The organism is Pectobacterium sp. HCp5_1 (assembly GCF_032905925.1).
In the GTDB taxonomy this organism is placed as follows: Bacteria; Pseudomonadota; Gammaproteobacteria; order Enterobacterales; family Enterobacteriaceae; genus Pectobacterium; species Pectobacterium brasiliense_A.
Window position 1 is genome coordinate 1 of sequence record NZ_JAUMIO010000042.1, and the last position, 26,779, is coordinate 26,779.

Below are 26,779 nucleotides of genomic sequence, written 5' to 3' on the forward strand. Positions count from 1 at the left end.
AGTGCCGGTATATGTGGCAGTTACTGGAACAGGTAAAGCGATTTATGAATGCCGCTTCGCCGTTCCCCGGAAATCAACATGGTTTGGCTAAAGTGGAGCGGTAATATGCAAAGCTATTTAGAACAGATCTATGCAGAGCTTGAAAGACGGATGTTGGCTTACAAAACAAGACAACAATGGGAAACAGCAGGCAAAGATAATCAAATGCAAGCTATATACCATGATGCCAAAATCCGATGTGGTGATGTGATACTTCAATCGGACTGGATTTCAGACAATCACAGACTGTCACATAGCTATGCTGTAAAACCAATGACCAGAGTTCAATTGTTCAACTATGGGCGGGCTATGTATCGGCTGGAGACTTCAGAGCAAACAGACCCTGTTGCAGTGAGTTCGGACTACATCTCTGAGTATCTCAAACAAGGAGGCATGAACCCTGCTAACAAGATGCTGATTGAAATTGACTTGGAAGAAGCCAGCAGTGACGATCTCGCAGAACACCTGAAAGTACTGATTGCTTTATGGCAAAAGCAACTAAAAACGGCTAAACCCCCGAAGCGAAAGTTTAGGTTTGGTTATAAGACCTTTGAAAGAATACTTGATTACAAAGTTATCCCTTTGATGGATTTGATCTCATGGGAACAGCTCTATAACGAAGGTAAGGATATACCTTTCACAATTTTAGCTGACATCCTGCATGGTAATAATGGGATCAGAAGTAGTGAGAACATCAAAGATACTGATTATCATTACGCAAAAAGTTATCTTGATAACGATGAGTACTTCAAAGTTTTAAATGATTTTTATATTAAAAACAATGTATTAAAGGATTGGGGTATCGTTGACGTGATAACACTTAACGATAAATCCTCGGATAAAAACAAAAAGTAAACACAAGGGATGTTCACAACCTGCGAACGTCCCTATAAAGAGTACCCCTCCAAAAATTTCCGCGAAACTCACGGTTGGTGAACATCCCTAGTTTAATACTAGCCAAAATCCTAGAATTATCTCCATCGAACAACACAGGAGATAAACATGGTTCAAAACAAAACAGATAAACATCCAAAACTTATTCGGTTGCCCGAAGTAATAAGGAGAACGGGATTTGGAAAGACATGGATCTATACACTTATTAAAGCTGGACGCTTTCCATCGCAGGTTAAAACGGGTTTAAGGTCTATTGCCTTTATAGAAAGTGAGATTGATGCATGGATTGAGAAAATCATTTCTGATTCACGTCCTGTATCTGAATAACAAATATTTTAATAACAACAAGAGGAAATAAAATGAATAATCAAGAAATGGAAAGTATCAAAGAGTTATCCACAAAAACATTTTTTGCTATGGCAAAGTATCTTTATGTGGCTGGAATGCTGATATATAAAGAGCAAGGAGATCATGAGTTAGTCGCATCTATTATGTTAGATAATAATAGAACGGAATCGTATCTTTCACATGTTAAAGATTATCTGGCTAAGCGTTTTGATGGGCATATGGAAGAAGCTGGTAAAAGAGAAAGACTGATTTATGTTGATATGGATAAAGTTATATTGGAGATGAAAAGTGTCCATATAAAGGCATTGCTTTTTGGCATGAGTTAACAACAGCGTATTCGGCCCCGAAAGAGGCTAATAAAAATACAATGAATTAAATAAGCATTTAACTATGAGGATATAAATATGTCTAAAGAGAAGGTATGTGTTAATAAATCAACCGAACTGTTCTATGACCTTGCATGCAGATCGTTTTCCGCAAGCTGGAATATGTTTATGGAAGTTAATGGTGATGGTGACGCCAATGATTATTTGGATGACCCGGATTTTATGAGTCCATTTATTATCCATGTGATTAATCATATTCAGAACAACTTTGAAAGGTTCATTGCCCAAGAAGGAAACAGCGGTGATATTAATCAAGTAAACTTTGAAAAAGTCGCTGCTATGTTAGTTGGGTATTCGGACAACTTTAGAAAGTAAAAACAAATATTTCACCGAAAGGGGCTAACCAAAAGTATAAGAGGAAAATATAAATGGTAAACAACAACGAACAAAGTTCTATGACAAATAAAATATCTGTAGTTGTAAGCGTGTTGTGTGATGGAACTCCAGAAGTAATGAATACTATTCAAGAGCGTTTTGAAATATTTGTTGCCATTACTGGATATTCAGTAGAAGAAATCATGGATGATAAGAATATACTTGATGAGTTAAATCGATTTATTAATAACGAGCTAGTAGATGATTTGGGGCTGGAGTATGACTGTGTCGTCATCAATATCGGTTATAACAACTAATTTTTTACTGACTATTAACTGAAAAGTGAGGATGAGAAAATGAAAGAGATTGTATTGAATAGTTATGATAAAACAAAAAACCATCTTATTGCTAACATTTTACAAGGGTTTTGTGATGAGATATATAATATTTATGAAAGTGATCCTGAAACAGCAATCTATATTATGAGTTGGGGTAAACTTTCAGAAGTTATTTATGATGTAGTGATAACTCGTGAGGTAATGAAATACTCTATTAAAAATAATGTAGCTGGTATAAATAAAAATGATTTAAAGGATGAAATATTACATTGGCATCTTGATCATATCATTGAACTTGTTTCAAGAAATATAAATCAGGATGGAAATGAAGATCCTGTTTATTGGAAGCTGAAAATGACAGTTGTTTGATCTTAAATATTATGATTATTCCCTCGAAAGAGGGAAATACATGAATGATAAAACCAAGGGTTATAATATGATTGATGAATTCTACGTAATGTATATGTATAGAAAAATCCAAGCTGAAGCGGCTACAACTGATTTAAAAACGCTGGAACAGTTGTTAAAGAAATTTCGGCAATTAGTGGCTGAACGTAGAGAAGAATATTATCACGAGATAGGTGAGAAGAAAGCCCAGAAATTGAGGGGTAAGAGATTACAGAAGTTACTTGAGAAAATGAGGCGTGATCGTGTATCACTTGAAGACCTTTATCACTGATACCAGACATTGCCACAGGTGCTATTGCTGATGACATCCATATTTCGCCCTCCATCGAAGTGTTCAGCACTGAAAACGGTACAGTCATACCCGTGTCTAATACATAGAGGGTAGGAATGTGATCGCAGTGCTTTTTGAAGCAGATGTTATTCCCACACAACAAGAGCGTTATCTCCAGCTTGCTGCTGAATTGAAACCGCTATTAGCCGATATTGATGGTTTTATTTCTATCTAGCGTTTCCAGAGTCTGACAGCAGCGGGAAAGATACTGTCATTGTCTTGGTGGCGGGATGAAGACGCCGTATTGCTATGGAAACAAAATGTTTTGCATAAAGCGGCTCAGGCAGAAGGACGTCAATCTATCTTCTCTTTTTATCGCATCCGTATTGCCCCTGTGCTCAGAGACTATTCATCAGAAACCAGAGGTTAGGCCGATGTATGACATCCATGTTGTTTTAAATAATGCGCTGGGAGAACTGGCGGCACTGGGGACAGTATTAGGTCAAAACGGTATTGGCCTTGAGGGTGGTGGCGTATTTACTGTTGCAGACAAAGCACATGCGCATTTTCTTGTTGAGAAGGGGGATGCTGCCAAAGCCGTGCTGGAAAACGCAGGATTTCAGGTTGAAAGCGTACGCAGGCCACTGATCCGAAAACTTAAGCAAGAGCGCCCCGGTGAGCTGGGAGAGATAGCGGCAATGCTGGCTGAGAAGGGGGTTAATATCCTGTGCCAATATAGCGACCATGCAAACCAGCTGATCCTTGTGACTGATAATGATAGGCTTGCCAGTAAAGCAACGGAGAAATGGGCTGTCGTGCCTGAGTAACATGTTAAAACACGCTAATTCAACAGATAGCGGTGATGCTCTGGAACATTCAATGGCGGCCTTAGCTGCTGCCATGTCTGATCCGTCCCGCATAAAAATGCTCTGCGCCTTGATGGATGGGCGTGCATGGACAGCGACAGAGTTAAGTGCGGTCGCTGATATCGCGGCATCAACTGCCAGTGCGCATTTATCCCGGCTGGTCAGTGAGGGGCTGATTACCTGCCTTTCGCAGGGGCGTCATCGTTATTACCGTCTGACTGGAACAGATATTGCCGGGCTGATTGAAAATCTGATGGGCGTATCATGGCGCTCAACATCATCAGCTAAAATCAGCACACCTTCCTCATTACGGGCTGCCCGGACGTGTTATGACCATTTAGCAGGTGAGATCGCGGTTCATATCTATGATTTTATGGTTGCTGAAGGTTGGGTTACGTCAGATGGCGCGTCAATGACGCCATCAGGACAAGAACAGTTTCGGGAGTTAGGTATTATGCCCAAGCCAAAAACACGACGTAAAACGTGCTGTGGCTGTCTTGACTGGAGTGAACGGCGATTTCATCTTGGTGGTGAGGCTGGTGCGGCCTTTTTTGCGCATTGTGAGCAAAAAGGGTGGTTAACCAGAATACCGGGGTTCAGAGAAGTAACTATTACCACCAGTGGTAAGCTGGCATTTAAAAAATTATTCGGGCTGTATACGTAGTAAAATCTAAAAAGACATTTTTCGGTATTTTTTATCTGACGTTATAAAATCTGATGAAATACTGGAAAGCTGTTCAAGACTCTGCTCAACAGAACGTTGAAACTCAAGTGCTGCTTCTGTTCGCTGTTTTATTACCAGAGCAATAATCTCAGCGTCTGTTTTTTCTGAAATAGCTCTCTGGTAGATCATGCGCTCATGCATGATATCAAGATTACCGGATGATTTGGCGGCTGTTCTTGCCGTTGAGCTGCTTATAGGATTGAGTTCAATGACAAAATTATCTATCAGTGATTGTCTCTTCTTATCCAGTCTGCATAGCTCATTATAAGCAGACCTGTATTTATCTACTTGTGTTCCAAAAGGATATTCTTCACGCACTTTACGATAGCCTTCCAGATATTCATCCATTGATGGTTGTTGTTTTAGTTTTTCTATAGTCTCGAAATAGGTTAATAAATCGCTGTTATCTAGTTTTGTTTTTCTCATAATATCACCTTTAATTATATACGTCATAATATATATTAAAGGATAGAGTGAAAGTGTCAAATATAGAGAGGTGAAAATAATATAATGTACGGATGAATAGATTATATATTATCTCCTGAAACTGAGTCCCAATCTATATCATCATCAGGTGCAGAAAGTAATGGTGTTTCATCTCCCTTTGTTGTTTCTTCTTTATCCTTATTATTTACAAATATGGACTCTTTATATACGGTAGAAAAAATGTTCTCTACGCCTTCACTGGTAGTTCTGAGCGATTTTTTTACATATTCCTTGCGTGTTCCATTAAGCGTTCTGTATTGGCCTTTCAGAAAGAGATTTGCATTTATTAATGTGTGTTTACCATCTAGGATAAGGATGCCTTTATTGATAAGTTTTTTCCAGCATTTGCATACATTTGATTTACTCATGTTCAGTTCTTCAGCGAGGGCTGATTGAGATATACTGGCTATAAGATTACCATGCTGCATGAGCTTACATAATCGGATCATTATTGTGTATTCTGCGCCAGACATATTCTTTCCGAGCTTTTCCAGATTATCTAAAAAAGCGTGAGCATAGGCTATTCCCGGTTGTATATCAGAACTATGCTCTTTCCTTACATTAACAGTTATTTTGTCTTTTTTATTTCTGTTATAAAAACTGTAAATCTCTAGCTTTTGTTTATCTGTGAAGTGATTTCTATTGATATAGTTTTCTACTTCTTCACTGCTTGAGTTCATTATTTTGTTGTAATCAATGCTCATAACCATTCCTTTTATTATTATAATGTTCTTTATATACAATGCAGAGTGTAATCTTGTCAAAAAAAATGTGAAAAAAGGAAAAATAATACACTTTTGCGAAATTGCGTTCACTTTTCTGGATATGTTAGATTAGTGAAAAGTTTCCACAGAAGAAACTTTAGTTGCCGTACAGGAAACTTTTATCGTAAAATCTCTTTTAAATATAATGACTTACGACTCTTTAATGCTGTAATATGTTTAATAACCTTAACGTGAATTGTGCCGACTAAAATGCACCATCTAATTTCTGTCTTGTTTTTACTCTATGTTATGACCAGCAAGTGATTGTTTTATACAATCACGAAACGCTGCTGGTATTTAGAAATTCTGCAATGTGTTTTTCCTTTATTTTATGAGCGGCTATCGCCGCAATTCTTTATGGATAAATCCATCATTAACAGGGATGAACCCTGTTTCAGCAATGTGATTGTTTTGGACAATCACTAAGTGCTGCTTCTTTAAATATAGTTTTACTATACGTTTAAGAGCAAATGCTATATGTTATCGTGGTAATGCTATGTTCGAACATAGGATCAAATTTATAATTTGATGGTAAAACGATCTAAAACAGATCTTTTTCGTCTTTACTATCAAATATTAAAAATACCATTTCAAGATAAATTATATTAATGTCAGAGTTAGGGCGTAGCCGTGCTCATGAAAACAGGTTCATCGTTTTCGATAGCACATGAGCGTTAGCTCATAGAGGGCAGTGATTCTCAAAAAAAGGATTTTAATGAAACAGAAAGAAAAGCTTCACAATAAAAATATAAATTTCATTCATAAGCAGCTAATGATTTTTAATGTTGAAACCCCTCATGGCGATCATAAAAATCGCCCGGTTTCTTTTAATCCTCTTAAGTATTATCTCTTACTTCTTGCAAAATTAAATTAAGGAAAAATCGGCCTGTAGCCCTTGCGGTATAAGGCTTGGGATGAAAGTATGCGACTGACTGTACGGTCAGTGTTTCTGACTCTATAGTCAGTATTCCTGACTGTACGGTGAGATTTCCTGACTTTGCAGTCAGTTTCTATGTCATTTTATAGCTTAAAAACGACAGTGCTTTAGATTATCGTCGCTGGAATAGTTGCGATTTTTAAAATATTTTCGCAAAAAAATATGCAAAAAACTTGATATCTTTTTTGTGCATGGTATTTAATTTATTATAAATAAAATAATAAGAGGGAATAACATGATGAATGAAATAGATGTTGACTTGGATTTAGGATTAAATCCTTTTTGTTTTGAGACTGAGCTAAAGATTGAGACGAGAAAGAAAAATCTGACTGTTTCACGAGGAACGGAACTTATTGAAAGAAAAGATACCAGTAAAAGCTACTTCGCCAATATCGTACATACGCAAGAGGTCGATAAAGAAGAATTTATTAAACTTTATACATCTCAGATAAAAGCATACTTTGATCTCACGAAAACAGCGTACAAAGTGTTTTTTATCTTTTTACGTATTTATCAGGATGCGATAGGAAAAGATCACTTTTACCTGAGTTGTAAAAAAGCGATGTCGCTTGCGGAAAAGATAGATCATTTCGTCTTGTCTGAATCAATCTTTTACAGAGGGATAAAAGAACTCATCGAAAAAAGTATTATTGCTAAAACCAATGAGAAAAACTGGTATTTCATAAACCCTGCTATTGTTTTCAATGGTGATCGTGCTCGCTTTGTTTCAGAGATTATAAAAAAGAAAGAAGCAATGGAAGAACAACCCGAAAGCGTGGTCAGCAATGGTGGTAGTAATAATAATGTTAAAGGAAAAAATAAGTCAATTGAGTCAGTCATAGAAGATGTAAGTAGCCAAGAAGATATAGATGCGTTAATCGCAAGATTACAGGCTAAAAAATCCCAAGGAAAAATGGCTGGTACAAAAATGGTTTGGTGTACCGCTACTGAAGAAGCAACTCTTTCACCGCCAGAAGAACCATTGGATTGGGATAATATTTAGGGAGAAGATTCTTTTACGAAGATAATGCTCAATGAGTGTATCAGCGAGAAACATGAAAATACCCATGTGGGTGAACAGGAGAACGTATAATGACAAATAGCAACAATCATAGTTCTATGAACAAGAAGGAAAAAGAAATTTCCAAATCCACAGTAGCTCAGCGACTTAAAGAGCAAGCCATCAGCTCTTATACTGATTATCAGAAAAGCAGAGAGCACTTGACAGGCAAAGAGGTTAGCAATTTTCTGCGTAGTGGTAGTACAGGTGAACTCCCAGAGTGCCATAGATGATCTGATACTTACTTGAACTATACTCGATATTATGGCTATAGAACCGTCGGATGATTTATTTTCATGAAAGGTAGAAAGAGTAAAGAAATTATTAAGTAAAAGCTAAATTTGATTTTCCTGTGCGGAATATAGTATTTATTACTCATAACAAAAAGGAAAATCAAATAATGAATAATATTAAAATCATCACTCTATTTAATACTAATGAGAAAATACCATTTATGACTTGTGTTGTTAAAGATGTTGAAGAGAACGAACAAGGAATAAAACTTACTTTTGAAAACGGTAATAGCATCTATGTCAAAGGTTACGATTCTTTCTTCCTGTCTGAATCTGCAAATGATTGTGATAAGGAACGAATGGTAAATATTTATGGGAGATTGATTTCTGAACTCAGTCAAGTCAGCGAAGAAACAATAAGCTGGCTGATGTCAGAAACCAAAACCTACAACAGGCAGCATCCCAACACGCCCGTTAGTGTTCTGGATGATTACTATTACTGCAGCAGGGTGAAAGCCAATACCTCAGATGAACCCGCATTGATGAATGCTCTTGGCCTACAGGATCTGCGTGAAGTCATAACAGAAGATATCTTCTTATCCGAACTGGAAGCCTCTGGCGGTATCGTGCTTCACACCGATATGGGCTATCCAGTAGCGGAATATAAAGGTACAGACATCAGAATAGCTATAGAGCCGATAAACCTTGCGCACATCCGAGATCTGACCGATGGCTATGTGGTAATGTTCAGGAATGGTGAGTTCGAGCATGAGCTTGAGGGCGATCTCTATGAGGCGTTATCTCAGGCTGTTGATAGGCTTAAGGTCGCTGTTGTGTTGTATGGAAAAATGGATTGTATAGTATTTTGGGAGATAAATATGAAAATTGAGTAGTATAAAGCTAGCATTTGATTTACATATCGTTGACGACATCAATAAACTATATTTAGACGGTTTGTCAGCTAATTGATAAAATAAGGGAGTAGTATTATCATAAAAACCATAAGTTATAACTTAGATTTGAGAGGGTACTATGTGGAGCCATCCGAAAATGATACTGTTAAGTATGAAGGCGATAATAACATTGCATTAGGAAGTTTCAATATATTATTGTTTTTTAATTACTCGCTACTAAATGGCTATGGAGATGTATGTATAATTTATACCATGAAAAAAAACTATGGCTTTCACAATTTAGTCATGATAGCAATGAACATGAAATAGCAGGTGAGCTATTAGAAAAATGTCAGTTCTTTGAAGTTAAAGATATGATAATTTCATTATCACTTCTTTTAAAAGGTGATTTTACAAATACAGAGAAATATGCATTTTACGTTGAAAGAGAATTAAAGAAATATAAAGGAAACGTGCAGAGAATGTACAAAGTAGGAAAAGTTAGAAATTTAAAAAATCGAAGATATACACGAAGAGCATATGGGGCAGCTATTCAAGTAGTTCAATCAAAAAGATATGATAAACAAAATATTGGAAGTGAGGGGGTTCTGGCTAATTTAATTTCGAAAAAAAGTGATTCTCTTAAGTTTAGGAAAAAATATTTTTTACAACCAAATATAGATACAATACGTAGAGAAAAAATTAAAAATTTAGTTATTGTCACTGACTTGATAGGTTCAGGACAAAGAATTATAGATATGATTCAATCCTTATGGATGATTGAAACAATAAAAAGCTGGTTTTCTTTAAAATATATTAGACTACATATTGTATGTTTTGCATGCACTAAAAGGGCTGAAAAACTTATTTCTAAGCACCCTTTTAAACCCCAAATACACAAATATATGAGTGAATGTCCTACCATATGGGATAGCTTTCCTGATTTCGAAAGAAGTAGAATTATTTCTCTATGTGAGAAATATGGTTCTTTTGATAAATGGCCTCTTGGATATGAAGACTCCGGTGTGCTTATAAGTTTTGAACACTCAAAACCTAATAATATACCTGCCATCCTTCGAAAAGATAATAGTCAGCATCGTTCGCCTTGGAGATCTCTGTTTCCTGAAGCTTATAATTACAATAAAATCGACGACACTATGTATATGCTAGAGAAAGATATATATGAACGATTAGGTTTTCCCGATATGCAACGGGTCATTAAAAAAATGAACTGTTGGTATCGAACTCGTTGCGCAATACTGATACTTATTATATTGCATAAAGGATACAGATATGATCGTGATATTTTTTCTTTAACAAAAGCTTCAGGTCATCTTATTGCCGAATGGTTTAAGGAAGCTTGGAATGCTGGTTATGTACTCCGCTATACTCGTTCTATCACAAAGAAAGGATACATAGAATTAAATAAACTAATAAACGAAAATAAAAAAACATCCCACCTTGAAATGCATGAGGATTTATACTATCCTAAATCTCTGAGAGCTCCGAGAGCTTGAATCTAGGCTCCTCCAATACTTTTGGAGGCTGATAGGGCAGCTAATTGCTAACCCTCAGGTTGAACTGGCGCTTACAGGGAATTCACAACTCATTCTACTCGTTTACGTATGCCTCACGATTACGAGTTGTGCATTCGCTGCCGCGAATGGAATCTAATGTAGATGAACTCTTGGAACTCTCAACTTTTCAAAACAGAAGGCCGCGCAAGAGGCATTCCAAAAAATATTATTGATAGTGCTACAGAAATTGCTAAACAGTTAAAATATGCGGGTCTTCCTCCAATATTTACACTTAATCATCTTTCTCATCTTTGTGGAGTTAAATACTCTACGTTAAGGCATATAGTAGAAAGAAAGTATAATGATGATGCATACAAAGTATTTAAATTAAAAAAGTCTGGAGTAGGATTTTCAGATGAACGAGTGCGGTTTATTTCAGTTCCAAATTCAGAGCTTTTTAAGGTTCAACGCTGGATTCATAATAATATATTGAAATTAATTCCTGCACATGAAAACAGTTTTGCTTTTCATAGTAATGGCGGAATTTTAAAAGCTGCATATCCACATTGTAATAAAAAATGGATGATTAAATTGGATGTGTCTAATTACTTTGAATCTATATTGGAACCCACGGTTTATAATGCTTTTCTTAAAATGGGTTATGAGCCGTTAGTTTCTTTTGAATTAGCTAGAGTCTGCACTAGAGTGAAACCACATCATAATCCTGTTAAAAAAAATAGAATTAATTGGTTGCTAAATACCGATTTACCTTATAAAACTATTGAAATTGGTCATTTACCACAAGGTGCACCAACTAGTCCTTTGCTTTCTAATATATGCTCAATTAAATTAGATGAGTTATTATCTGATTTTGCTGATGTAAATAACTTAACTTACACGCGATATGCTGATGACATTGTATTTTCATCCGCTGATGTTTTTGATCGTGATTTATGTAATGGCTATATAAAAAATGTTTATTCAATCATGAGGGAGAATAACCTATGGCCTAATAGAACTAAGACGAAAATAATTCCTCCCGGTGCTCGTAAAATAGTATTAGGTTTGTTGGTTGATACTGATAGACCAAGATTGACAAAAGAGTATAAGAAAGAAATTTTAACTCATCTATATTATATTTCTAATGAGTCCATTGGTTTGGAAAAGCATTGCAAAGCACGAGGATTCGATTCTGTATACGGTTTCCTGAACTTTATTAATGGGAAGTTGACTTATGCAAACTTTATAGATCCTGAATGGAGTAAACCACTAATATATAAGTTGAAATGTGTAGCACGGCTATATATTAACTCGGATTCGCCTTGCTAAGATGAATCCAAGTTTTTTTTAATTTTTTGTCAAATTATAGTATTTAATCCAACAACCCACGCGAAACCTTGCTCGCCGTCTGACTGAAATTATATCGGTCAACAACATTCCCTTTGAACCAGATTTCAAGGGAGTTCATGTGAGCCGTGTTGCTGTTCTTCAGTAGGGCCAGACCGGGGATGTAGTTCGATATCTGACTCTCGCCTGACATACTGGAGTAGGACCACATTTCCTTACCATCATTGGTAGCTCGTGTTTGTGGTTCTCCGAATGCGTTAATAACATCTTGCTGGGTAGTTTTCCCTTTAACGATTTTGGTTTTTACAGTCTGCTGGGATTCATCTTTCAGAGATTTGTTGCCGTAGGTGGTGCAAGCGGTAAGAGGTAAGATCAGCAGAGCAGCAATAAACAGTTTTTTCATGTTAACTCCATATAAACAGTAAACGTAAAAACAGGCGTAAAGAAGCTGGGGCCAGAGGTATATCGAATCTGGCTATATAAATTTGTGTTAATGACTGGCGAAGAAAGCCGCTTTTCAGAAGCCTATAAGTCTTTTTATCTAATCAGCTAACGGCACCCCTTATGGTTGTTTTCCCTGATGTTGCATTAATAGAAGCAGCGCAGATGCCATAAAACAGCTTTAGGCGTTTGTCTTACGGCCAGTAGCTCCATCTCCTTGAACCCACTCGTAAACAGCTCTGTGGCTCTTCCTCTCACTTTATCCAGTAACGATTCTTCTAGCAATAAAATGATCGATATAGCAGATCGATAAGTTAATATTGATAGGTAATATCGATTAATAATGCTTTATCGATCGGCATTTTAATTGATTTAATCGATCGAATATAAAAGTATGATAGTTTAAATCTATCATTATTTTGTTTTTGATCGTTACAAACGATATGACGACCTTAAAAAATAATTGAATCCTATCAATTGGTTAATCAGGTGGCTTTGCTGTGGTCGTCCTGTAAGAGCAAGCTGTAACGTCTTCAGGCAACTCGAAAGGCATCAAAACACATCAGCTTTTATGATTATCAGGATGGATAGAAAGATGAAGAAGATTTTACTCGTTGCTTCTGCTGCCCTCACTTTGACGGGATGTGGTGAGAAAGGCGACTTTGAAAAGGCTATCAACGCGAAAATTTCAAAATCGAAGGTGTGCTACTCACTGCAGGACAATGACGTTGTATTCAACAAAGGTTTTCCGATTAAGGTTAATCGCGGCTACCGTTCTGCCGGATACAGTGCCAGCGATGAAATCCTTAAAGGACTTGTTGAACAAGGGCTGCTCACTGTTTCACAACAGGCAAATGGCTTTAGTAGTGTTGATGTTCTGGAAGTAACAGATAAAGGCCAAGAAGTTGAGTTTTGGGACCGTGAGAATGGTGCCTGTGTCGGTCATCGCATCGTTGCTGAGATCACAAGCTGGACTGAACCGAGTGATGGTAATGGCGCTAAAATTACGCAAGTGACCTATACGTGGAAACTGGATGGCGTTCCGGGCTGGGTTGATAAAAATGCTTTCTCTGGCGTTAAAGGAATGGCTGAATCAGAAGAAGCCAAAATTGTTCTGGTGAAGACCAATAACGGCTGGAAAGCTAACTAAGGGCGCGAACATGGAGCAAAATAAAATCCAGTGTCCTTTCTGCTTAAAGGAAAGCCAGCATGGTGTTCAGGTATGCACAAGCTGTATGGCGACTGTTCTGTATGAAGCCTATTCGCAGTGGTATGCATTTGTTGTTATCCTTCTTTCCTTTGGCCTATCAGTTCTGATTGGCCTGTCTAAAGGCATGGCTGGGGCTACTATCAGTTTGCTGATAATTGCAGTAGTTGGGTTTGTGGCTGGTAAGGCTATTTTCTCTGAAAATGTTGTTTTTAGACGAAGAATGCAATACTTGATTACGGTTTGAAACGAGTATAATAGGCTATTCCTGAATTATACGGAGTGGCCTTTTATCTTCTGTAAATAATATATTTACTAATTTTAACCACGTAAAAAATAATGCTCTTGTTATTAGAATATCTAAATAAAATGTCTCGATTTTAATAAAATTCCTTTTCTTTTTCCCGATGTTAATCTGTTTCATTTCTGTGGGATATATCAAATTATGATTTTATTTTTGTAATGGAAATACATTTCATCTATCACACCATTACCTTTGATTTTTTCGGAGGTAATTATCCTAATCCTGATGGTGGTGCTACCAGTCATGATTTTGTCATCTAAAAACTAGAAAGGTTTTAGTAAGATTGTTTTTAGCATTTTGAATAAAAAAATATAGATTAATTTGAATTTTTGTTTTTGTATGTGATACAATATAAATAATAATTATATTTAATGAAGGTGCTTCATATGAATCAAGAAAAAATAATAAACGCAGATTCAATATTAGAAATTAAAAAAATCCCTGATAATAGTGTGGATCTTATTTTAAGCGATATTCCATATGGAATAGGTGCAGATGAATGGGATGTTTTGCACAAAAATACTAATACTGCCTACCTTGGAAACAGCCCTGCACAGAAGCAAGCTGGGTCTGTCTTCAAAAGACGAGGGAAGCCCATAAACGGGTGGTCGGATGCTGATAAAAGGATTCCTCAAGAGTATTATGAATGGTGTCAATCATGGGCATCTGAATGGTTAAGGGTTTTAAAACCCGGAGGTTCCGCTTTTATTTTTGCGGGAAGGCGTTTTGCTCCAAGGTGTATAGTTGCTTTAGAAGATGCAGGTTTCAATTTTCGTGATATGCTTTCATGGATAAAACCAAAAGCAACTCATAGAGCGCAAAGGTTAAGTATTGTTTACGAACGAAGGAGTATGGTATCAGAATCGATTAAATGGGATGGATGGCGTATTGGCAATCTAAGACCCATATTTGAACCTATAATATGGTGCTTTAAGCCATATAAACATACTATTGCGGATAATGTTCTTGAGCACGGTTTAGGTGCGTATAATCAATCGCTTTTTGAAGAATATATGGGGCATTTTAATAATGTTCTGGAAATAGGAATGTCTCCTAGAGAGGGGGGCTTTCATGATGCACAGAAGCCAGTCAAACTATTAGAAACATTGATTTCTTTAGTAACTATTCCCGGACAAGTCGTTCTTGATCCTTTCGCTGGAAGTGGTTCAACAGCTATCGCTGCACGAAATATAGGTAGAGATTTCATTATGATCGAAAAAGATATGGGTATTTTTTCGATCATGAATGAAAGATTAAATAAACATGAATAGGCTATTGATATTTTAATGACTAGCTAAATTTTCTGAATTTTCGTATATTATCGATCTGCCTTATGAAATTTTGGTTTTCTAGCTGATACTTAACATCAGCTAGTTGACATTTAATTTCATCAATGCTGAGTGATTCGGTCCATGAAACAGCTTTGTTTTTTTCTTCTATTAAATGGTTTTGCAGAGATTGTAAAGTTAATGTTACTTTCTCAGTTATAATGAATTCTGCTACTTTTGAAAAATCTGACCACTGTCGCTTCCCGCAGTTGAGTAAATGCTTTTCCAATTTATCAAAATATATTTGTCGTGATCCTGTTTTATTTAATTCTTCGTTTGGAAAAATGTTCTCATGATTTCTGTAAAAGCTCAAAAGATGTTCTTTGTTCATATTATTTAAAAGCATAAAAGCCATGTGCTCATAGAATAGCATAATTATAGGTGATTTTTTATCAGTAAGGTATAAATAGAAGTCACTGCCGTTTTTCCAGTCATGTTGCGAAGGAAAGGCAACCAGTCCCCCAATTCGATTGTAATTATTATAATGTGATAGCCATTTGGTTATATCACCTTTCTTTAAAGCATCTTTTACATTTGGCGCAGCCTGACTTCTTCCAAGCCTGTATGATTTAGCATCCGCAACAATGATGTTTTCACCATCTGAAATAGTAATGTCTTCTTTACTTGATTTTTGAGTTGGTAATGTAGATGAACGAAAATTTATTCTCAATGCCCACTCGCAAACCATGACTTCGACCAGTTTAGAATATAGAGTTTCTTGGCTGGAATCTGCTTTGTATAATTCCGGAATATATCCTGAATGACATAGCATAAAAGAAAACTCTTGCAGTGTTAATTTTCTTAAAAAAAAAGAAAACTTCTTAACTATTAAATCTGTATTAGGGGGGGTATTCCAATTTTGATGCTCATTTTGAATGAAATTATGAATGCTTTCATAACTATGATATCTGGTATTAATGCTTGTGAATTGTTTTTCAAACCAAATTTCAATATCTAGCATTGTTATTATGTCCTTATCATGTTAAATAATAAAACGTACAAATTAGGAGTGTAATTCTTTTAATGTAAAAAGTACATGAGCAATTAAACCTTGCGATAGCTTGGTGGCTTCAATACTGGGTGACTGTCCCCCACATGCTTTGGTTGTATGAATGGAGTGAGATCAATGAGTTGCGCCACCTCCGGTTGCTCTTTTTGCATAAGACTTGGGAAACGCCTGATCTCATCAGGAGTTGGACTATAAGTGTCACTGTTAAATCTGGCTCGTTTTTCATACTCAACGCGTGACACATAGATGCCTTGTACCTCATCAAACACGTAGTTATCGGCAATGCGTTTATCGTGGTCAGCATCAACGGAAGCCGGAGCTGGCTTCTTCTTAGCCCAGACGAATTTCTCTTTTATATATTCAACTACCAACAAGGTGAAACGCTTGAACAAACCCGTCTGACGAGGTTTAACCTGCTTCCTCTTACTTTTAACAGGAGCGCGTTTAACCGCTCTGACAGTTGGAGAGGGAGAGGTTTTCAGTTTAGTGCGTGTATGAGGTGCAGGAGTAACCAGAACAGGTTTTTGATCTTCTGATGATGCCGACTGCGAACCCGTTTCAGAGAACTCTGTTCGAGGTTGTATTTCAGTCAAGATAATTTCTACTGGTTCAGGTAGTTCAGACACCGTGAAACTCCTGAGGTCAACAACGATCTGCAGATCCAAATCTTTAAAGACACCATATGTGGCTACAGCTTCCTGTTTCATTTCATCACGAACAGCCTGTTCAGCAGCACGTTGTTTTTGCGCTGTTTGACTGTTCCATTTAGCACGCGGGATACGCTGCATAGCCGAGCGGCTTGTTAATGCTGCTTTAGCAATCCATAGTGCTTTTTCTTCAGTGTCCAATGTGATAGTGGCATTCTCAAGCGCTTCATCATGCTGGATTTCAATTGAACGGTGGTCAATACGTTCATTGCTGCCAGCGGCAGCCAGATAGCGATTGGTAATCACTGACCATGACTCACGCCATTTGATCACATTACTCTTATCATTCCAGCTTCGGTCTTTTTTACCAAAACCTTCAGTAGTGATGGGTTTTAATGTCAACATCACATGAGCATGGGGATTTCCACCATTGAGATCATGAAAAGCAATATCGGCAATCATTCCTTTATCAACGAAATTTTTCTGGCAGTATTCAACGAGCAATTTTATCTTGTCTTCATTGTTAAGCTCACAGGGAATAGCAACATCAAAATAACGGGCTGTTTGACCGTCTTTCTGACGCTCAACCTTTTCTACTTCATTCCATAGGGTGGTAGAGCTTTCAATAATATGGGTGGGTGCGGAAGCTGGCGCTAATATCTGATGATAGAATAAATCTGATCTGTGGCTGAAATCGTAGGTATTGCCTGTGCGATCATCTGTTATTTTGCAACGCGCATGGTAGGCAGCCTTCCTACAGGAAGACATGCCCTCCGAGCGTTTCACGATTTTAAACTCCAGATGAAAAATTGCCATATAACAAATACCCTCAAATATAACTCTGTTGCTGTTAGTTTTTCGCAAGGAAAACTTTTGTGTTGACGTTGACCTTTCTTTTAGCCTGCGGCAGGCAACCGTCGGTAGACCCCACACGCTCACGAAGTGAGTGTATAAGTGGGCATTGTCTTATTAAAAATAGAGACAATGTAAAAGCCCCTCTCATTAATTAATACGAAATATATGAATGTCTGTAAAACAAAACGCCGAATTAAGCGGCGCAATCTGGATGAAAGGGCGAAGTATTCCGCGATATTACATAAATGGGGTTTAGATGGCGTCCGAAGGACAAGGGAAGTGTTAATTTATCCCGCCGTAAGGCGGGAAAGTGCTAAAACAATAAAATAGGTGATTTTATCGGTAGTTTTCCCTGTTGCACAATTAACAGGTTAACTATGAAAATCAGGATTAAAATTCAATATGTGAAATGAAAAGCACTAATAAACAAAAATAAGTAACGCGGAGAGTATTAGATAAAATAGTTAGTGATTACTATCGTGTGGTGTTGTTGATTTTTATTTTACCTTGCCATTTTGGGTTTTTGTTTTGTGTTTTTTTTGACAAGGAATAATAATTTTAGTAATTAATATATAACAATTATTAATTAACAAGAGAGGATTCATAATGGGAGGCTTGATAACAACAGCAGCACGCCTTAAAGATGGTACAGTTGTAAGCTTTAGACACTATACCAACAATGACTTTAACCTTGTCTTGAGACAAGATGATTTTATTAAGGAAATGAAAAAGATTTCTCCAAGCATAAAAATATCACCTCAAAGGAAATACATGAAACTCAGCAGGGATGATGTTATCGATAAATTTGAAAGAAGGTTCTCAAAGACAACGTTTGATTATGTGTGTGGGAATAGCTTTCTAGCCCCTGTCTGGTATGGAATCAACTTCTTTGATTATAGAAAAAATGTGGCATTTTCGGTGAATGATTTTTCAAGCAATTTGCATTTTTTGACTTACAATTTAATGTCTAATCCGATAGTCATAAAAATGCTTAAAGAGGGTGTTATGTTTACAGAGAGTGATCTTTTTCGCTTATCTCATAATGTACCTTTCGTTTATTTGAGAGAGCTATTAAAACTTAAAGAGCTTAAAGATATCAATGCATTATATGATGAAAATGGAGACGTTCTTGATCTTAAAGGCCGTGACACATTTGATATCATTCGTTATTTTTTTGATGGAAATTTAGTCAAACCTGAATATTTCAAGTTAAGAGTTAAACATCCGAGGTGGGATTTTTATTCCCGCTCTGATGGTGAGTATGGATTCGATATATTGAAGGCTTACTTAGAAAAGGAAAACCTCCTGACTAAACATGATAAGATTTCGTGGGGGCTATTCGAGTCAAATAGGCGATAATTGAATATGGCAACAATTAATGTTGCCATGTGTAATGTATAAAAATAAGGAGTTAACAATGGGTTTTTTCAAGAATAAATGCTTTATGTTTTTTGTGTTTTTAATATACCTATCTGCTATTTTTTGTTCATACATGCATTTTTTGCATGAAAATACATATTGGGTGTCAGCAGCTACAGCACACCATGTATACGCTAAAGCCGCATTACCTGCGACATCGGGATTTTTGATGTTTATTATGTCACTGCTCTTAGTTTTTGTAGAAAAACACTGGATGGTTAATTTAAAAATAAACCATCCAATTTCAATTATTTATTTATGTATTACATGGTGGATTGCCTTTGAGATATCCATCAGCTTTAATTAATATTGTCTTGTAAATAAGTATATTTTATTTTTAAAACGCCATAATAACGAAGCAATCCATTGGACTGCTAAATAGAAAAGTAAATCTTGAATGCTATGCTCATTGGTTTTTATATCAAACTTATTAAATATTTTCATGATGTGATAATCTAATAGGTAGAGTTTTGATATCTTGGATTTTACTTCAACACAGGAAGTGTTGCACAAGTTAATATCTATTTGATTGATAACATCACCAGCCAACGTGTTATTATTACGTTTTAATGCTATAGAAGCTAAGATGATTCTTTTTTCTATTGCTGATATGTCTGTTTGAATAATATTATATAACGATTGAATATCAGCGTCATCTATATCATTTTTCTTCAGTTTTTGGAGATAAAAATGATCAAGATAAAAAGGATTGTCATACATAATATTACTAATAGAGTTAAATGCATCATTCCATTTATCTTCTTTTATATCGGATAATGATAAAACAGGATAGAAATCAGCCATGTAATTTTCATTATAAGGTGTGTAATAGAATCGATGGATGGTTTTTACATATAATGGCTGTGCTAAATCTGCCAACTCTCCGCTATTTGAATTCTTTGTTGTTTCCCAATAGAATCTCCCACCATCCTCTCCTCTGACGAATGATAAAAATGCATGTCGTGGTGCGAAAACAATGTCTATTTTCTTATGAAGAAGTTTTAACGCATCGAGAAGAAGGTAAGCATTCAGATCACAATCAGAATAATGATTTGCGTATGCTTTAGCCGCAGTATTAGCTGCTTTATAGTAAAAATGTTGGCCTAATATTTTATTGGCACACGTGAGGTTGTTTTCTATATTTTTACTTGGATCACAGATTGAAATAACATCATTAAAAAAGTTATTAACTGCACCGTAAGCAAGAGTAGCTAATTTCTCATCGACTATTCCATTTTTTAAATCTGAATATATCATTCGATGGGTAAGGTATTTGTTTTCAAAAAAAGACGATCTGTCTTTTTTGTTTTTGAATTCAGAGGGTACTTGGGCATCTCTCATGAGAATTGAAAAAACACAAATAATAAAGAAAGAAATAATTATATTAACTATCATGTATAATGAGAATGATTTTTTATTTTTGAAGAGGTTCTTCATTTATGGTGGTCCATGTAGGCTTGATTTTTTATATTATACATTAAACTATTTAAACTAACACTTGAGTTTTATAGTCAAGTTAACCTGAGTTAATCGTGAGAAAGAATAATAACATCTCGCTCGGTGAGTTAAATGAGCTTATATCAATCTTATGATTTCCTGTTTTATTAAATAAATTCACAATGTTGTATTGATAATTATTCAAAATATGGTAAAGGAGAATATACAACAAATACAAGGAGGTGTAATGTATAAAAATAACGATGAAGCCATTGATTGGGAAGCGAAAAAACTGCTTGATGAAGGTGTTTATACCGATACAGAACAAGCCTATTTAGAAGCAGAAAAACGAGTGAATCAGATAAGGGAGAAATTCAGAGAGCATCAGGTTAAACAGCAATTTAAATTGAAGATAAAATCAATCAAGAAAAAACTGAATAATGATGACTATGCGAATATTCCTTATGATAAAAATAGAAAATATTGGGGGAATGACATATGACAACAAAAACAATCAAACAACAAATTGCTTCAGCACAAGAACGTCTATACTTCTTAGAAGCTAAAAAGAAACAGCAAACGAAAAAAGAAAATACACGGCAGAAAATTATTTTCGGTGCAGAGGTTGCCAAAGTCTTAGGATGTGATATTGGTTATGTAGATAAGGAATTGGTCTTTGGGATTCTGCTTGATATCCCGAATCTTCATGAAAGTGATATTGACGCTTACAGAATACAAGGCCAAACTTATATCGAAAGTGTTTTAAATAAATCCAAACAGTAAATTTTCCTTTTTTCACGTCCGAACGGTGAGCCGACCTAAAACTTGTTTTTAGGCCGGTGAACTGTTGAGCAAGCCCCAGAGGGCGCGATAGTTGATTTTCTCTTTATTGAGAGTAAAATCTGATTACTCTATTTGAAAAATAAAAGGAATCAATATGTCAGATGATAATTTGGCTGAAGATGTTTATTTTAAAATGGTTTGTGATTTCCTAAGAGATAACAATAAATGGTATTTAAAACGATTTGGTTATGCAGCATGTGAATTATGGTTGTGTTCAGAAATATGTAATATTTTAAATTTTGATCATGATTTATCATTTAATAGCACTGAAGAGGATAAGATTTTCTTTAATGAGGGAAGAAAACGTGATTTAACAGTTTATGAAAGTTCTTCAGATAAAATACTATCACATATTGAAGTAAAGTTATTATATTCCGCTTATACTCGTAGTAAGAGAAAGGAAAAGATGTATGAGCTGAAAAAAAATCTTAGTCGAGATATGGCTGAAAATAAAAACAAATAAGAAATTGAAAACCGTTAGCTTTGAATTATACTAACGGTTTTGTTTAAAGAAATCTATCAGATCTCAAAATCTTCCAAAGTCTTACCATTTTCAAGCGCAGCGGCGATAGCTTTTGGTGTACGACCCTGACCTGTCCATAATTTTTCACTGCCGTTTTCATCGACATATTTATATTTGGCTGGACGAGGAGCACGTTTAGATTTTGTTGACTTGGTGGCAGAAACAGAACCAAGCAGTTCAGCCGGATCGATACCATCTTCCAACAGTTTGGCACGAAGGGCTTCAATTTTGGCCTGACGCTCTGCGTTTTGTTGCTGTGCGCTGGCTTCTTCTTCACGGCGATCTTCTACAATCACAGTGAGTTTTTCCAGCATTTCTTCCAATGTTGCCAGATCGGTTTCACGCGCCTGAGCACGTAGGGTACGAATGTTATTTAATACTTTGAGAGCTTCACTCATAACTTATTATCCTGATGGTGATAAAGAATCTTGGATGGATGTTATTAGGACTTACTATATAAATGCAGTATTGTATATCATTACAGATAAGTAAGTACAGATTAAAAAATATTTATGAGCACTAAAATTTTACCATCTGAAAAAATAATATTATAAAATATTACCTGAGTAATTGCGATAATTAATCATATCAAGCTATTTTAATATAAATATTTTATGGGGTTCGCACAGTGTTACTCTCTTTTTGTTCGTCTGTAGTTCTTCAATTAAGGTACTGCATTCTAATATCTTTTATTATTCATAATAAAGAGATGTTAATTTGTAAGAAATTGATTCACGGTTGTATTGATTTATTTCTTTAACTTGCTAATTGAATAGTAGGTGAAAAATAAAAAAGGACAATGGAAATGAATAAACAATTTCAAAAAGGGTTCTCACTATTAGAACTTGTATTAGTTGTTGGCGTAGGTGCTACGGTAGGTTTTATTAAATTTCAGGATATGAAAACAGAACAAGAGAATGTTCTGGCTTCTGCTGTTGGTCAGCAAATGAAGCAGATGGGTGAAGCCGTGAATGGGTATATCAATATTCGTTACGATAAGCTTTCAACGTTATCGAATGCTGCCGAGAATGGATCAGATCCGGGTCCAAGGATGTGTAGTGGTAGTGTATGTGAAATCACATACATGACATTAATTAATGAAGGATTATTACCTTCCAGTTTTACGGGGCTGAATGCACAGAAGTCTGCCTATAAGATAATATTAAAACGTGATGGTATCAGTCCTAACTATGTCATTAATGGATTAATTACTACAACGCTTCCTTGGTCTGAGGGATCAAAAATGCGTTATGACCTATTAGGAAAGGCGATGTTATCTGCTGGCATCGATAGCGGTATGACTAAGAGTGCAACTGTTGCTTCTGGCTATGAGGCTCAATGGTCTGAAAAAGCCTCTGACTTCCGTAATATTACGGCTGAGGGTCTATTAGCTTACCGCACTGGTTTTGATAGTACGATGTATACTGTTTATCTCCGCCGTGATGGAACATTACCTATGACAGGAGACTTAAATATGGGAGGTAAAAACATAGGTAATGCTAAAAACATCACAGCAACTGCTTCAGGCGATTTTGGTGGTGATATATCATCCGGTGGGAATATAATATCAGGAAAGCAGTTGATAGGCCATAATGGTGGTGGCGAGATATTCTATATTGGTGGTGGGGATGCTAATGACTATGAGTTCAGATTAGGTTCAGCAAAGCCTTTAACATTATGGAGATCTGGAGGCTTATCAAATGAGCAGCGTCTTCAAGTGTGGGGGCGTCAGGATAATAAAGGGGATTTTTTTGTAACCGGTGATAGTAATAGTAGCGGTAATATTACAGCCTCTGGCAATATTTCATCCAATAAAATTGTCTCAGGAAACTATCTAAAATCAGTTAGCGTTAATGTCTCAGGTCAGGTGTGCAATGAAATCGGTCTGATTAGTAGCGATTTAAATGGCAACATACTTTCTTGTGTTAACGGCAAGTGGGCTTCTCCTGCCAGTGATGGTATTCCTATTGGTATTCCTCAACCGTGGCCTTCAACAACAATACCATCGGGTTGGTTAGTCGCTAATGGACAATCCTTTAATAAAAATACCTATCCTAAATTAGCGTTAGTTTATCCTTCCGGTAAGTTACCTGACCTGAGAGGTTTATTTATTAGAGGAGACGATCAAGGCCGTGGATTAGATGTTGGTAGAGATTTAGGTAGTTATCAAGATGATGCTCTACAGAAAATAACAGGCTCTTTTCCTGTTGCTAACCGTTATCGTGGATACTTTAATGGTTCATTTAAAACAACTGGAAACTGGAATACAAATTATAAAAATGGTGGTAATGATGATTGGGGAAAACAGGTTCAATTTGATAGTAGTTATACTACAAGGTCTGCTGACGAAACCCGACCTAAAAACATATCATTCATTTATATCATCAAATCAGAGTGAGATGTATATTCTTAATAAAAGATGAGTTGAAATATAATCCATATAATAAATTTTTCGTGTGTCAATGTGTTGAACACATTCTTTATTATATTAAAAATTTATTGAAGTAATTATCAATAATAAATTTCAACATGGATTAAATTTGAAATTAATAAGCTATTAATTGTATTATAAATACAAATCCGAAACAGGCAATATCATAGACACTCTGGCGGATGGTTGGGGTTTCTACCACCGTGATCTCCGATAAGAGTATAACTATTTTAAATGAGGTGCGATGATTTATAAAAAGGAGTAGATATGTATTATTCAATAAGAAAAAACAGATCGAATAATTTACATATCATTTCGTTTAAAAAGTCATTCTTTACACGAATAGAAAATTAAGATGGTTGGGTCATCAGTCGGTTTATTCATACCTTATTAAATAAGATATGAGAGTTTAAGCCAAATGCTGTGTTGGATTTTTATTCTTAAAGTGAAATTAACGATATAATAAATAAAAATGGTGAGTATCATTTTAATGACTCGGTTTGTCATCTTATCAGTGAGTCTTTTATCGATGGGCTTAGGCATTCAACAGTAAAGGATTCTGGCATTATTCTTACTGCTATCAGTACGTTCTTTATAAAAATACAGGCAGGCGATGTGAAATAAAAATATGGACAGTGTTTTGTATTTTTTAGCAATCAATAAAATTTCAATGAAAATGGTTATGAATCATGAAAAAGAAGAAATCAAAGAAAAATCCGCTTGAGGATACGGCAGTGTTAAGTCGAATTGCCAAAAACGCCTCACAGAAAGCGATCAACGAGGCATTCAGGGCTGGAATACCTATCCACTGTATTTCAGAGGGGAAGCTGGTAAAAGTATATCGTGATGGAAGAATAGAGTGTGTGAAAGATCTGAATATAGAACCTCTTTCTCTCGCATCAGCCGTTCGTCAGTTAACCCGTTAATTATATACAGGCGTCTATTGTTTGATTCAATGTAATTGTTTATCTGTTTTTCATCGTTCGGATGAAAAGGAGTTAAACATGGTGTTATTAAAAAACAGAAAATATAGAAAAGGCTTCTCTCTGCTTGAACTAATGTTAGTTTTAGGTGCTATTGCTGGGTTGGTTGTCAGTGCATTTATGATTTATCCCAAAGTTCAGGCAGCACAGCGTGCAGAGATTGAATTAAAAAATATCACAGCTATCGTGTCTGGGATAAATGCTATTTATGGCTCCAGTCCTAATTATACAGGCATCAATGCAAGAACATTAATTGACGCGAAAATCATACCAAGTCAAATGAGAGTCGAAGGTTCTTATCAGGTGGTTAATATATGGAAAGGACCCGTAAATTTTAGTTATGGGATGAGTAATTTTTCTATTACATACGGTAATGTTCCTTCTGTTGAGTGTGCCAAGATAGTGTTAGCAACGGCATCCATGTTTTCAAGTATATCTGTTGGCGATAATGAAGGTTATGATGAAGAAGGTAATGAAGTCGGAACCAGTGGTACTGTGAAACAGGGGGTTAAAAATATCGATGAAGTCACTAAATATTGTTCTAATGAAAGCAATGTTATTACATTCGGTTATTGATGTGATTATTCATTATTTTACTTTCTATCACTGTGATGATGAGTTGAATTTACTCAATAAGTAAAATTACGTGATATCTTGACCGCTTTTTTATTTTTGCTAATTAACATGTATGTAAATAAAAAAGGACGGTGAAAATGAAAATAACAAATCAAAAAGGGTTTTCTTTACTGGAAATAACATTGGTGTTAGGTATCGGCACAGCAATGGCATTCATAAAGTTTCAGGACATGAAAAGCGATCAAGAGAAAGTAGTGGCGAATACCGTTGGTGCTCAAATGAAACAGATGGGTGAGGCGGTTAATCGTTATATCAGTATCCGTTATGACAAGCTTTCAACATTAACTTCAAGCAGCAGCCAGAGCAGCGATCCGGGACCAAGAACCTGTACGGCTAATGGTTGTGAAATCACTTATCAGACGCTGGTAAATGAAGGGCTGTTGCCTGTTAGCTATACCGGAATCAATGCGCAGAAATCATCTTATAAAATCATGTTAAAGCGCGATGGGGGTTCACCTAATTACGTTATTAACGGACTGGTTATCACCACGTTGCCGTGGTCAGAAGGGAACCGTGTTCGCTATGACTTATTAGGCCGTGCTATGCAAGCGGCTGGCATTGATAGTGGTATGACGCAATCCGCAACGGTGGCATCGGGAACCGCTGGTCAATGGGCTGAGAACCAAAATAGCTACAGTGGGATAAATGCTGCAGGATTGCTGGCCTACCGCGTTGGATATGACAGTTCTATGTATTCGGTTTACCTGCGCCGTGATGGGACACTCCCTATGACGGGTGATCTGAATATGGGCGGCCAGAGTATCAACAACGCCAAAGACATTACCGCATCGGGTGACGTGAATGCGACCTCATTTAATGGCACCTATGGGCGTTTTGCCAAGAACGTCAATGTGTCTGAGGATTTAAATGTTATTGGTTTTTCCACCTTC

At 36.2% G+C, this 26,779-nt stretch carries 34 protein-coding genes and 2 pseudogenes; 29 read left to right on the forward strand and 7 right to left on the reverse strand.

All coding sequences use genetic code 11. From position 1 onward, the window contains the following. From Q3A88_RS19510 to Q3A88_RS19560, 11 genes and pseudogenes are all read left to right on the forward strand, one after another. On the forward strand, nt 1–104 hold a 104-nt coding region (locus tag Q3A88_RS19510), incomplete at its 5' end, for a hypothetical protein (protein WP_317178492.1). 1 nt (nt 105) lies between these two features. Further along, complete coding sequence (locus tag Q3A88_RS19515; protein ID WP_317178470.1) at nt 106–894, forward strand: DUF6387 family protein; 789 nt, start codon at nt 106–108, stop codon at nt 892–894. Between the two features lie 147 nt (nt 895–1,041). Beyond that, on the forward strand, nt 1,042–1,260 hold the full coding sequence (locus Q3A88_RS19520) for a helix-turn-helix transcriptional regulator (RefSeq protein ID WP_005969708.1): 219 nt from the start codon (nt 1,042–1,044) through the stop codon (nt 1,258–1,260). Nucleotides 1,261–1,292: 32 nt separating this feature from the next. Next, nucleotides 1,293–1,607 carry a hypothetical protein gene (locus Q3A88_RS19525; RefSeq protein ID WP_004713594.1) on the forward strand — a complete coding sequence of 105 codons (315 nt, stop codon included), beginning with the start codon at nt 1,293–1,295 and terminating at the stop codon, nt 1,605–1,607. A gap of 78 nt (nt 1,608–1,685) precedes the next feature. Continuing rightward, entirely contained in the window at nt 1,686–1,982 is a 297-nt protein-coding gene (locus Q3A88_RS19530; RefSeq protein ID WP_032816176.1) for a hypothetical protein, read from the forward strand. A gap of 80 nt (nt 1,983–2,062) precedes the next feature. Beyond that, entirely contained in the window at nt 2,063–2,299 is a 237-nt protein-coding gene (locus Q3A88_RS19535) for a hypothetical protein (protein ID WP_032816201.1), read from the forward strand. A 39-nt stretch (nt 2,300–2,338) separates the two neighbouring features. After that, the gene (locus Q3A88_RS19540) at nt 2,339–2,689 is read left to right on the forward strand and encodes a hypothetical protein (RefSeq protein WP_004713598.1); all 351 of its coding nucleotides are present in this window, start codon (nt 2,339–2,341) and stop codon (nt 2,687–2,689) included. Nucleotides 2,690–2,756: 67 nt separating this feature from the next. Beyond that, entirely contained in the window at nt 2,757–2,999 is a 243-nt protein-coding gene (locus Q3A88_RS19545) for a DNA-binding protein (RefSeq protein ID WP_317178493.1), read from the forward strand. Nucleotides 3,000–3,117: 118 nt separating this feature from the next. After that, nucleotides 3,118–3,429, forward strand: a pseudogene (locus tag Q3A88_RS19550) (antibiotic biosynthesis monooxygenase family protein). 4 nt (nt 3,430–3,433) lie between these two features. Then, nucleotides 3,434–3,826 (forward strand): amino acid-binding protein, encoded by a 393-nt coding sequence (locus tag Q3A88_RS19555; RefSeq protein ID WP_317178471.1) that lies wholly within the window; start codon nt 3,434–3,436, stop codon nt 3,824–3,826. 1 nt (nt 3,827) lies between these two features. Beyond that, complete coding sequence (locus Q3A88_RS19560) at nt 3,828–4,529, forward strand: winged helix-turn-helix domain-containing protein (protein ID WP_317178472.1); 702 nt, start codon at nt 3,828–3,830, stop codon at nt 4,527–4,529. A 6-nt stretch (nt 4,530–4,535) separates the two neighbouring features. On the opposite strand, the gene Q3A88_RS19565 is transcribed toward Q3A88_RS19560, so the two are convergent. Beyond that, complete coding sequence (locus Q3A88_RS19565; protein WP_317178473.1) at nt 4,536–5,015, reverse strand: DUF4756 family protein; 480 nt, start codon at nt 5,013–5,015, stop codon at nt 4,536–4,538. A gap of 101 nt (nt 5,016–5,116) precedes the next feature. Next, nucleotides 5,117–5,779, reverse strand: a complete 663-nt coding sequence (locus Q3A88_RS19570) for a hypothetical protein (RefSeq protein ID WP_317178474.1) — start codon at nt 5,777–5,779, stop codon at nt 5,117–5,119. Between the two features lie 775 nt (nt 5,780–6,554). On the opposite strand from Q3A88_RS19570, the gene Q3A88_RS19575 reads away from it, so the two are divergent. The 6 genes from Q3A88_RS19575 (at nt 6,555) to Q3A88_RS19600 (ending at nt 11,808) form a co-directional block, all read left to right on the forward strand. Then, nucleotides 6,555–6,713, forward strand: coding sequence for a hypothetical protein (locus Q3A88_RS19575; RefSeq protein WP_317178475.1), 159 nt, complete (start codon nt 6,555–6,557; stop codon nt 6,711–6,713). A 301-nt stretch (nt 6,714–7,014) separates the two neighbouring features. Further along, a complete protein-coding gene (locus tag Q3A88_RS19580) occupies nt 7,015–7,779 on the forward strand; it encodes a hypothetical protein (RefSeq protein WP_317178494.1) in 765 nt (254 codons plus the stop codon). Nucleotides 7,780–7,868: 89 nt separating this feature from the next. Then, nucleotides 7,869–8,069 (forward strand): hypothetical protein, encoded by a 201-nt coding sequence (locus tag Q3A88_RS19585; RefSeq protein WP_317178476.1) that lies wholly within the window; start codon nt 7,869–7,871, stop codon nt 8,067–8,069. A gap of 167 nt (nt 8,070–8,236) precedes the next feature. After that, nucleotides 8,237–8,962: a hypothetical protein gene (locus Q3A88_RS19590; protein ID WP_317178477.1), complete on the forward strand. Its 726-nt coding sequence runs from the start codon at nt 8,237–8,239 to the stop codon at nt 8,960–8,962. 257 nt (nt 8,963–9,219) lie between these two features. Continuing rightward, a complete protein-coding gene (locus Q3A88_RS19595) occupies nt 9,220–10,479 on the forward strand; it encodes a hypothetical protein (protein ID WP_317178478.1) in 1,260 nt (419 codons plus the stop codon). Between the two features lie 162 nt (nt 10,480–10,641). Then, on the forward strand, nt 10,642–11,808 hold the full coding sequence (locus tag Q3A88_RS19600; RefSeq protein ID WP_317178479.1) for a reverse transcriptase family protein: 1,167 nt from the start codon (nt 10,642–10,644) through the stop codon (nt 11,806–11,808). A 43-nt stretch (nt 11,809–11,851) separates the two neighbouring features. Here Q3A88_RS19600 and Q3A88_RS19605 read toward each other — a convergent pair whose 3' ends face one another. After that, nucleotides 11,852–12,229 (reverse strand): hypothetical protein, encoded by a 378-nt coding sequence (locus Q3A88_RS19605; RefSeq protein ID WP_317178480.1) that lies wholly within the window; start codon nt 12,227–12,229, stop codon nt 11,852–11,854. A 633-nt stretch (nt 12,230–12,862) separates the two neighbouring features. On the opposite strand from Q3A88_RS19605, the gene Q3A88_RS19610 reads away from it, so the two are divergent. The 3 genes from Q3A88_RS19610 to Q3A88_RS19620 all read left to right on the forward strand — a co-directional run bounded on the left by Q3A88_RS19610 (nt 12,863) and on the right by Q3A88_RS19620 (nt 15,049). Further along, the gene (locus Q3A88_RS19610) at nt 12,863–13,417 is read left to right on the forward strand and encodes a membrane lipoprotein lipid attachment site-containing protein (protein WP_317178481.1); all 555 of its coding nucleotides are present in this window, start codon (nt 12,863–12,865) and stop codon (nt 13,415–13,417) included. A 10-nt stretch (nt 13,418–13,427) separates the two neighbouring features. After that, the gene (locus Q3A88_RS19615; RefSeq protein ID WP_317178482.1) at nt 13,428–13,721 is read left to right on the forward strand and encodes a hypothetical protein; all 294 of its coding nucleotides are present in this window, start codon (nt 13,428–13,430) and stop codon (nt 13,719–13,721) included. Between the two features lie 443 nt (nt 13,722–14,164). Continuing rightward, nucleotides 14,165–15,049: a site-specific DNA-methyltransferase gene (locus Q3A88_RS19620; RefSeq protein ID WP_317178483.1), complete on the forward strand. Its 885-nt coding sequence runs from the start codon at nt 14,165–14,167 to the stop codon at nt 15,047–15,049. A gap of 19 nt (nt 15,050–15,068) precedes the next feature. On the opposite strand, the gene Q3A88_RS19625 is transcribed toward Q3A88_RS19620, so the two are convergent. Continuing rightward, nucleotides 15,069–16,067 (reverse strand): HindIII family type II restriction endonuclease, encoded by a 999-nt coding sequence (locus Q3A88_RS19625; protein WP_317178484.1) that lies wholly within the window; start codon nt 16,065–16,067, stop codon nt 15,069–15,071. Between the two features lie 83 nt (nt 16,068–16,150). Continuing rightward, nucleotides 16,151–17,578, reverse strand: a complete 1,428-nt coding sequence (gene mobQ / locus Q3A88_RS19630; protein ID WP_317178485.1) for a MobQ family relaxase — start codon at nt 17,576–17,578, stop codon at nt 16,151–16,153. Between the two features lie 645 nt (nt 17,579–18,223). Here mobQ and Q3A88_RS19635 point away from each other — a divergent pair. Together Q3A88_RS19635 and Q3A88_RS19640 are read left to right on the forward strand one after the other, a co-directional pair. Continuing rightward, on the forward strand, nt 18,224–18,976 hold the full coding sequence (locus Q3A88_RS19635; RefSeq protein ID WP_180775639.1) for a hypothetical protein: 753 nt from the start codon (nt 18,224–18,226) through the stop codon (nt 18,974–18,976). A 58-nt stretch (nt 18,977–19,034) separates the two neighbouring features. Further along, nucleotides 19,035–19,343, forward strand: coding sequence for a hypothetical protein (locus Q3A88_RS19640; RefSeq protein ID WP_180775638.1), 309 nt, complete (start codon nt 19,035–19,037; stop codon nt 19,341–19,343). Here the strand turns inward: Q3A88_RS19640 and Q3A88_RS19645 are convergent. Beyond that, nucleotides 19,340–20,473 (reverse strand): hypothetical protein, encoded by a 1,134-nt coding sequence (locus Q3A88_RS19645; protein WP_180775637.1) that lies wholly within the window; start codon nt 20,471–20,473, stop codon nt 19,340–19,342. The genes Q3A88_RS19640 and Q3A88_RS19645 overlap by 4 nt on opposite strands. Before the next feature lie 247 nt (nt 20,474–20,720). Here Q3A88_RS19645 and Q3A88_RS19650 point away from each other — a divergent pair, with 247 nt between their 5' ends. From Q3A88_RS19650 to Q3A88_RS19660, 3 genes are all read left to right on the forward strand, one after another. Next, nucleotides 20,721–20,975, forward strand: a complete 255-nt coding sequence (locus Q3A88_RS19650) for a hypothetical protein (RefSeq protein WP_039275709.1) — start codon at nt 20,721–20,723, stop codon at nt 20,973–20,975. Next, entirely contained in the window at nt 20,972–21,256 is a 285-nt protein-coding gene (locus Q3A88_RS19655) for a conjugal transfer protein TraD (protein ID WP_317178486.1), read from the forward strand. Before Q3A88_RS19650 ends, Q3A88_RS19655 begins: the two co-directional genes overlap by 4 nt. Nucleotides 21,257–21,410: 154 nt before the next feature. Then, on the forward strand, nt 21,411–21,779 hold the full coding sequence (locus Q3A88_RS19660; RefSeq protein ID WP_317178487.1) for a hypothetical protein: 369 nt from the start codon (nt 21,411–21,413) through the stop codon (nt 21,777–21,779). 56 nt (nt 21,780–21,835) lie between these two features. On the opposite strand, the gene Q3A88_RS19665 is transcribed toward Q3A88_RS19660, so the two are convergent. Further along, complete coding sequence (locus tag Q3A88_RS19665) at nt 21,836–22,237, reverse strand: H-NS family nucleoid-associated regulatory protein (RefSeq protein ID WP_317178488.1); 402 nt, start codon at nt 22,235–22,237, stop codon at nt 21,836–21,838. Between the two features lie 407 nt (nt 22,238–22,644). Between Q3A88_RS19665 and Q3A88_RS19670 the strand changes: the two genes are divergently transcribed. The 4 genes and pseudogenes from Q3A88_RS19670 to Q3A88_RS19685 form a co-directional block, all read left to right on the forward strand. Beyond that, a complete protein-coding gene (locus tag Q3A88_RS19670; protein ID WP_317178489.1) occupies nt 22,645–24,237 on the forward strand; it encodes a tail fiber protein in 1,593 nt (530 codons plus the stop codon). Nucleotides 24,238–24,959: 722 nt separating this feature from the next. Beyond that, complete coding sequence (locus Q3A88_RS19675) at nt 24,960–25,196, forward strand: hypothetical protein (RefSeq protein ID WP_317178490.1); 237 nt, start codon at nt 24,960–24,962, stop codon at nt 25,194–25,196. A 78-nt stretch (nt 25,197–25,274) separates the two neighbouring features. Then, complete coding sequence (locus Q3A88_RS19680; protein ID WP_317178491.1) at nt 25,275–25,829, forward strand: type 4 pilus major pilin; 555 nt, start codon at nt 25,275–25,277, stop codon at nt 25,827–25,829. A 137-nt stretch (nt 25,830–25,966) separates the two neighbouring features. Next, nucleotides 25,967–26,779, forward strand: a pseudogene (locus Q3A88_RS19685) (shufflon system plasmid conjugative transfer pilus tip adhesin PilV); the annotation flags it as partial.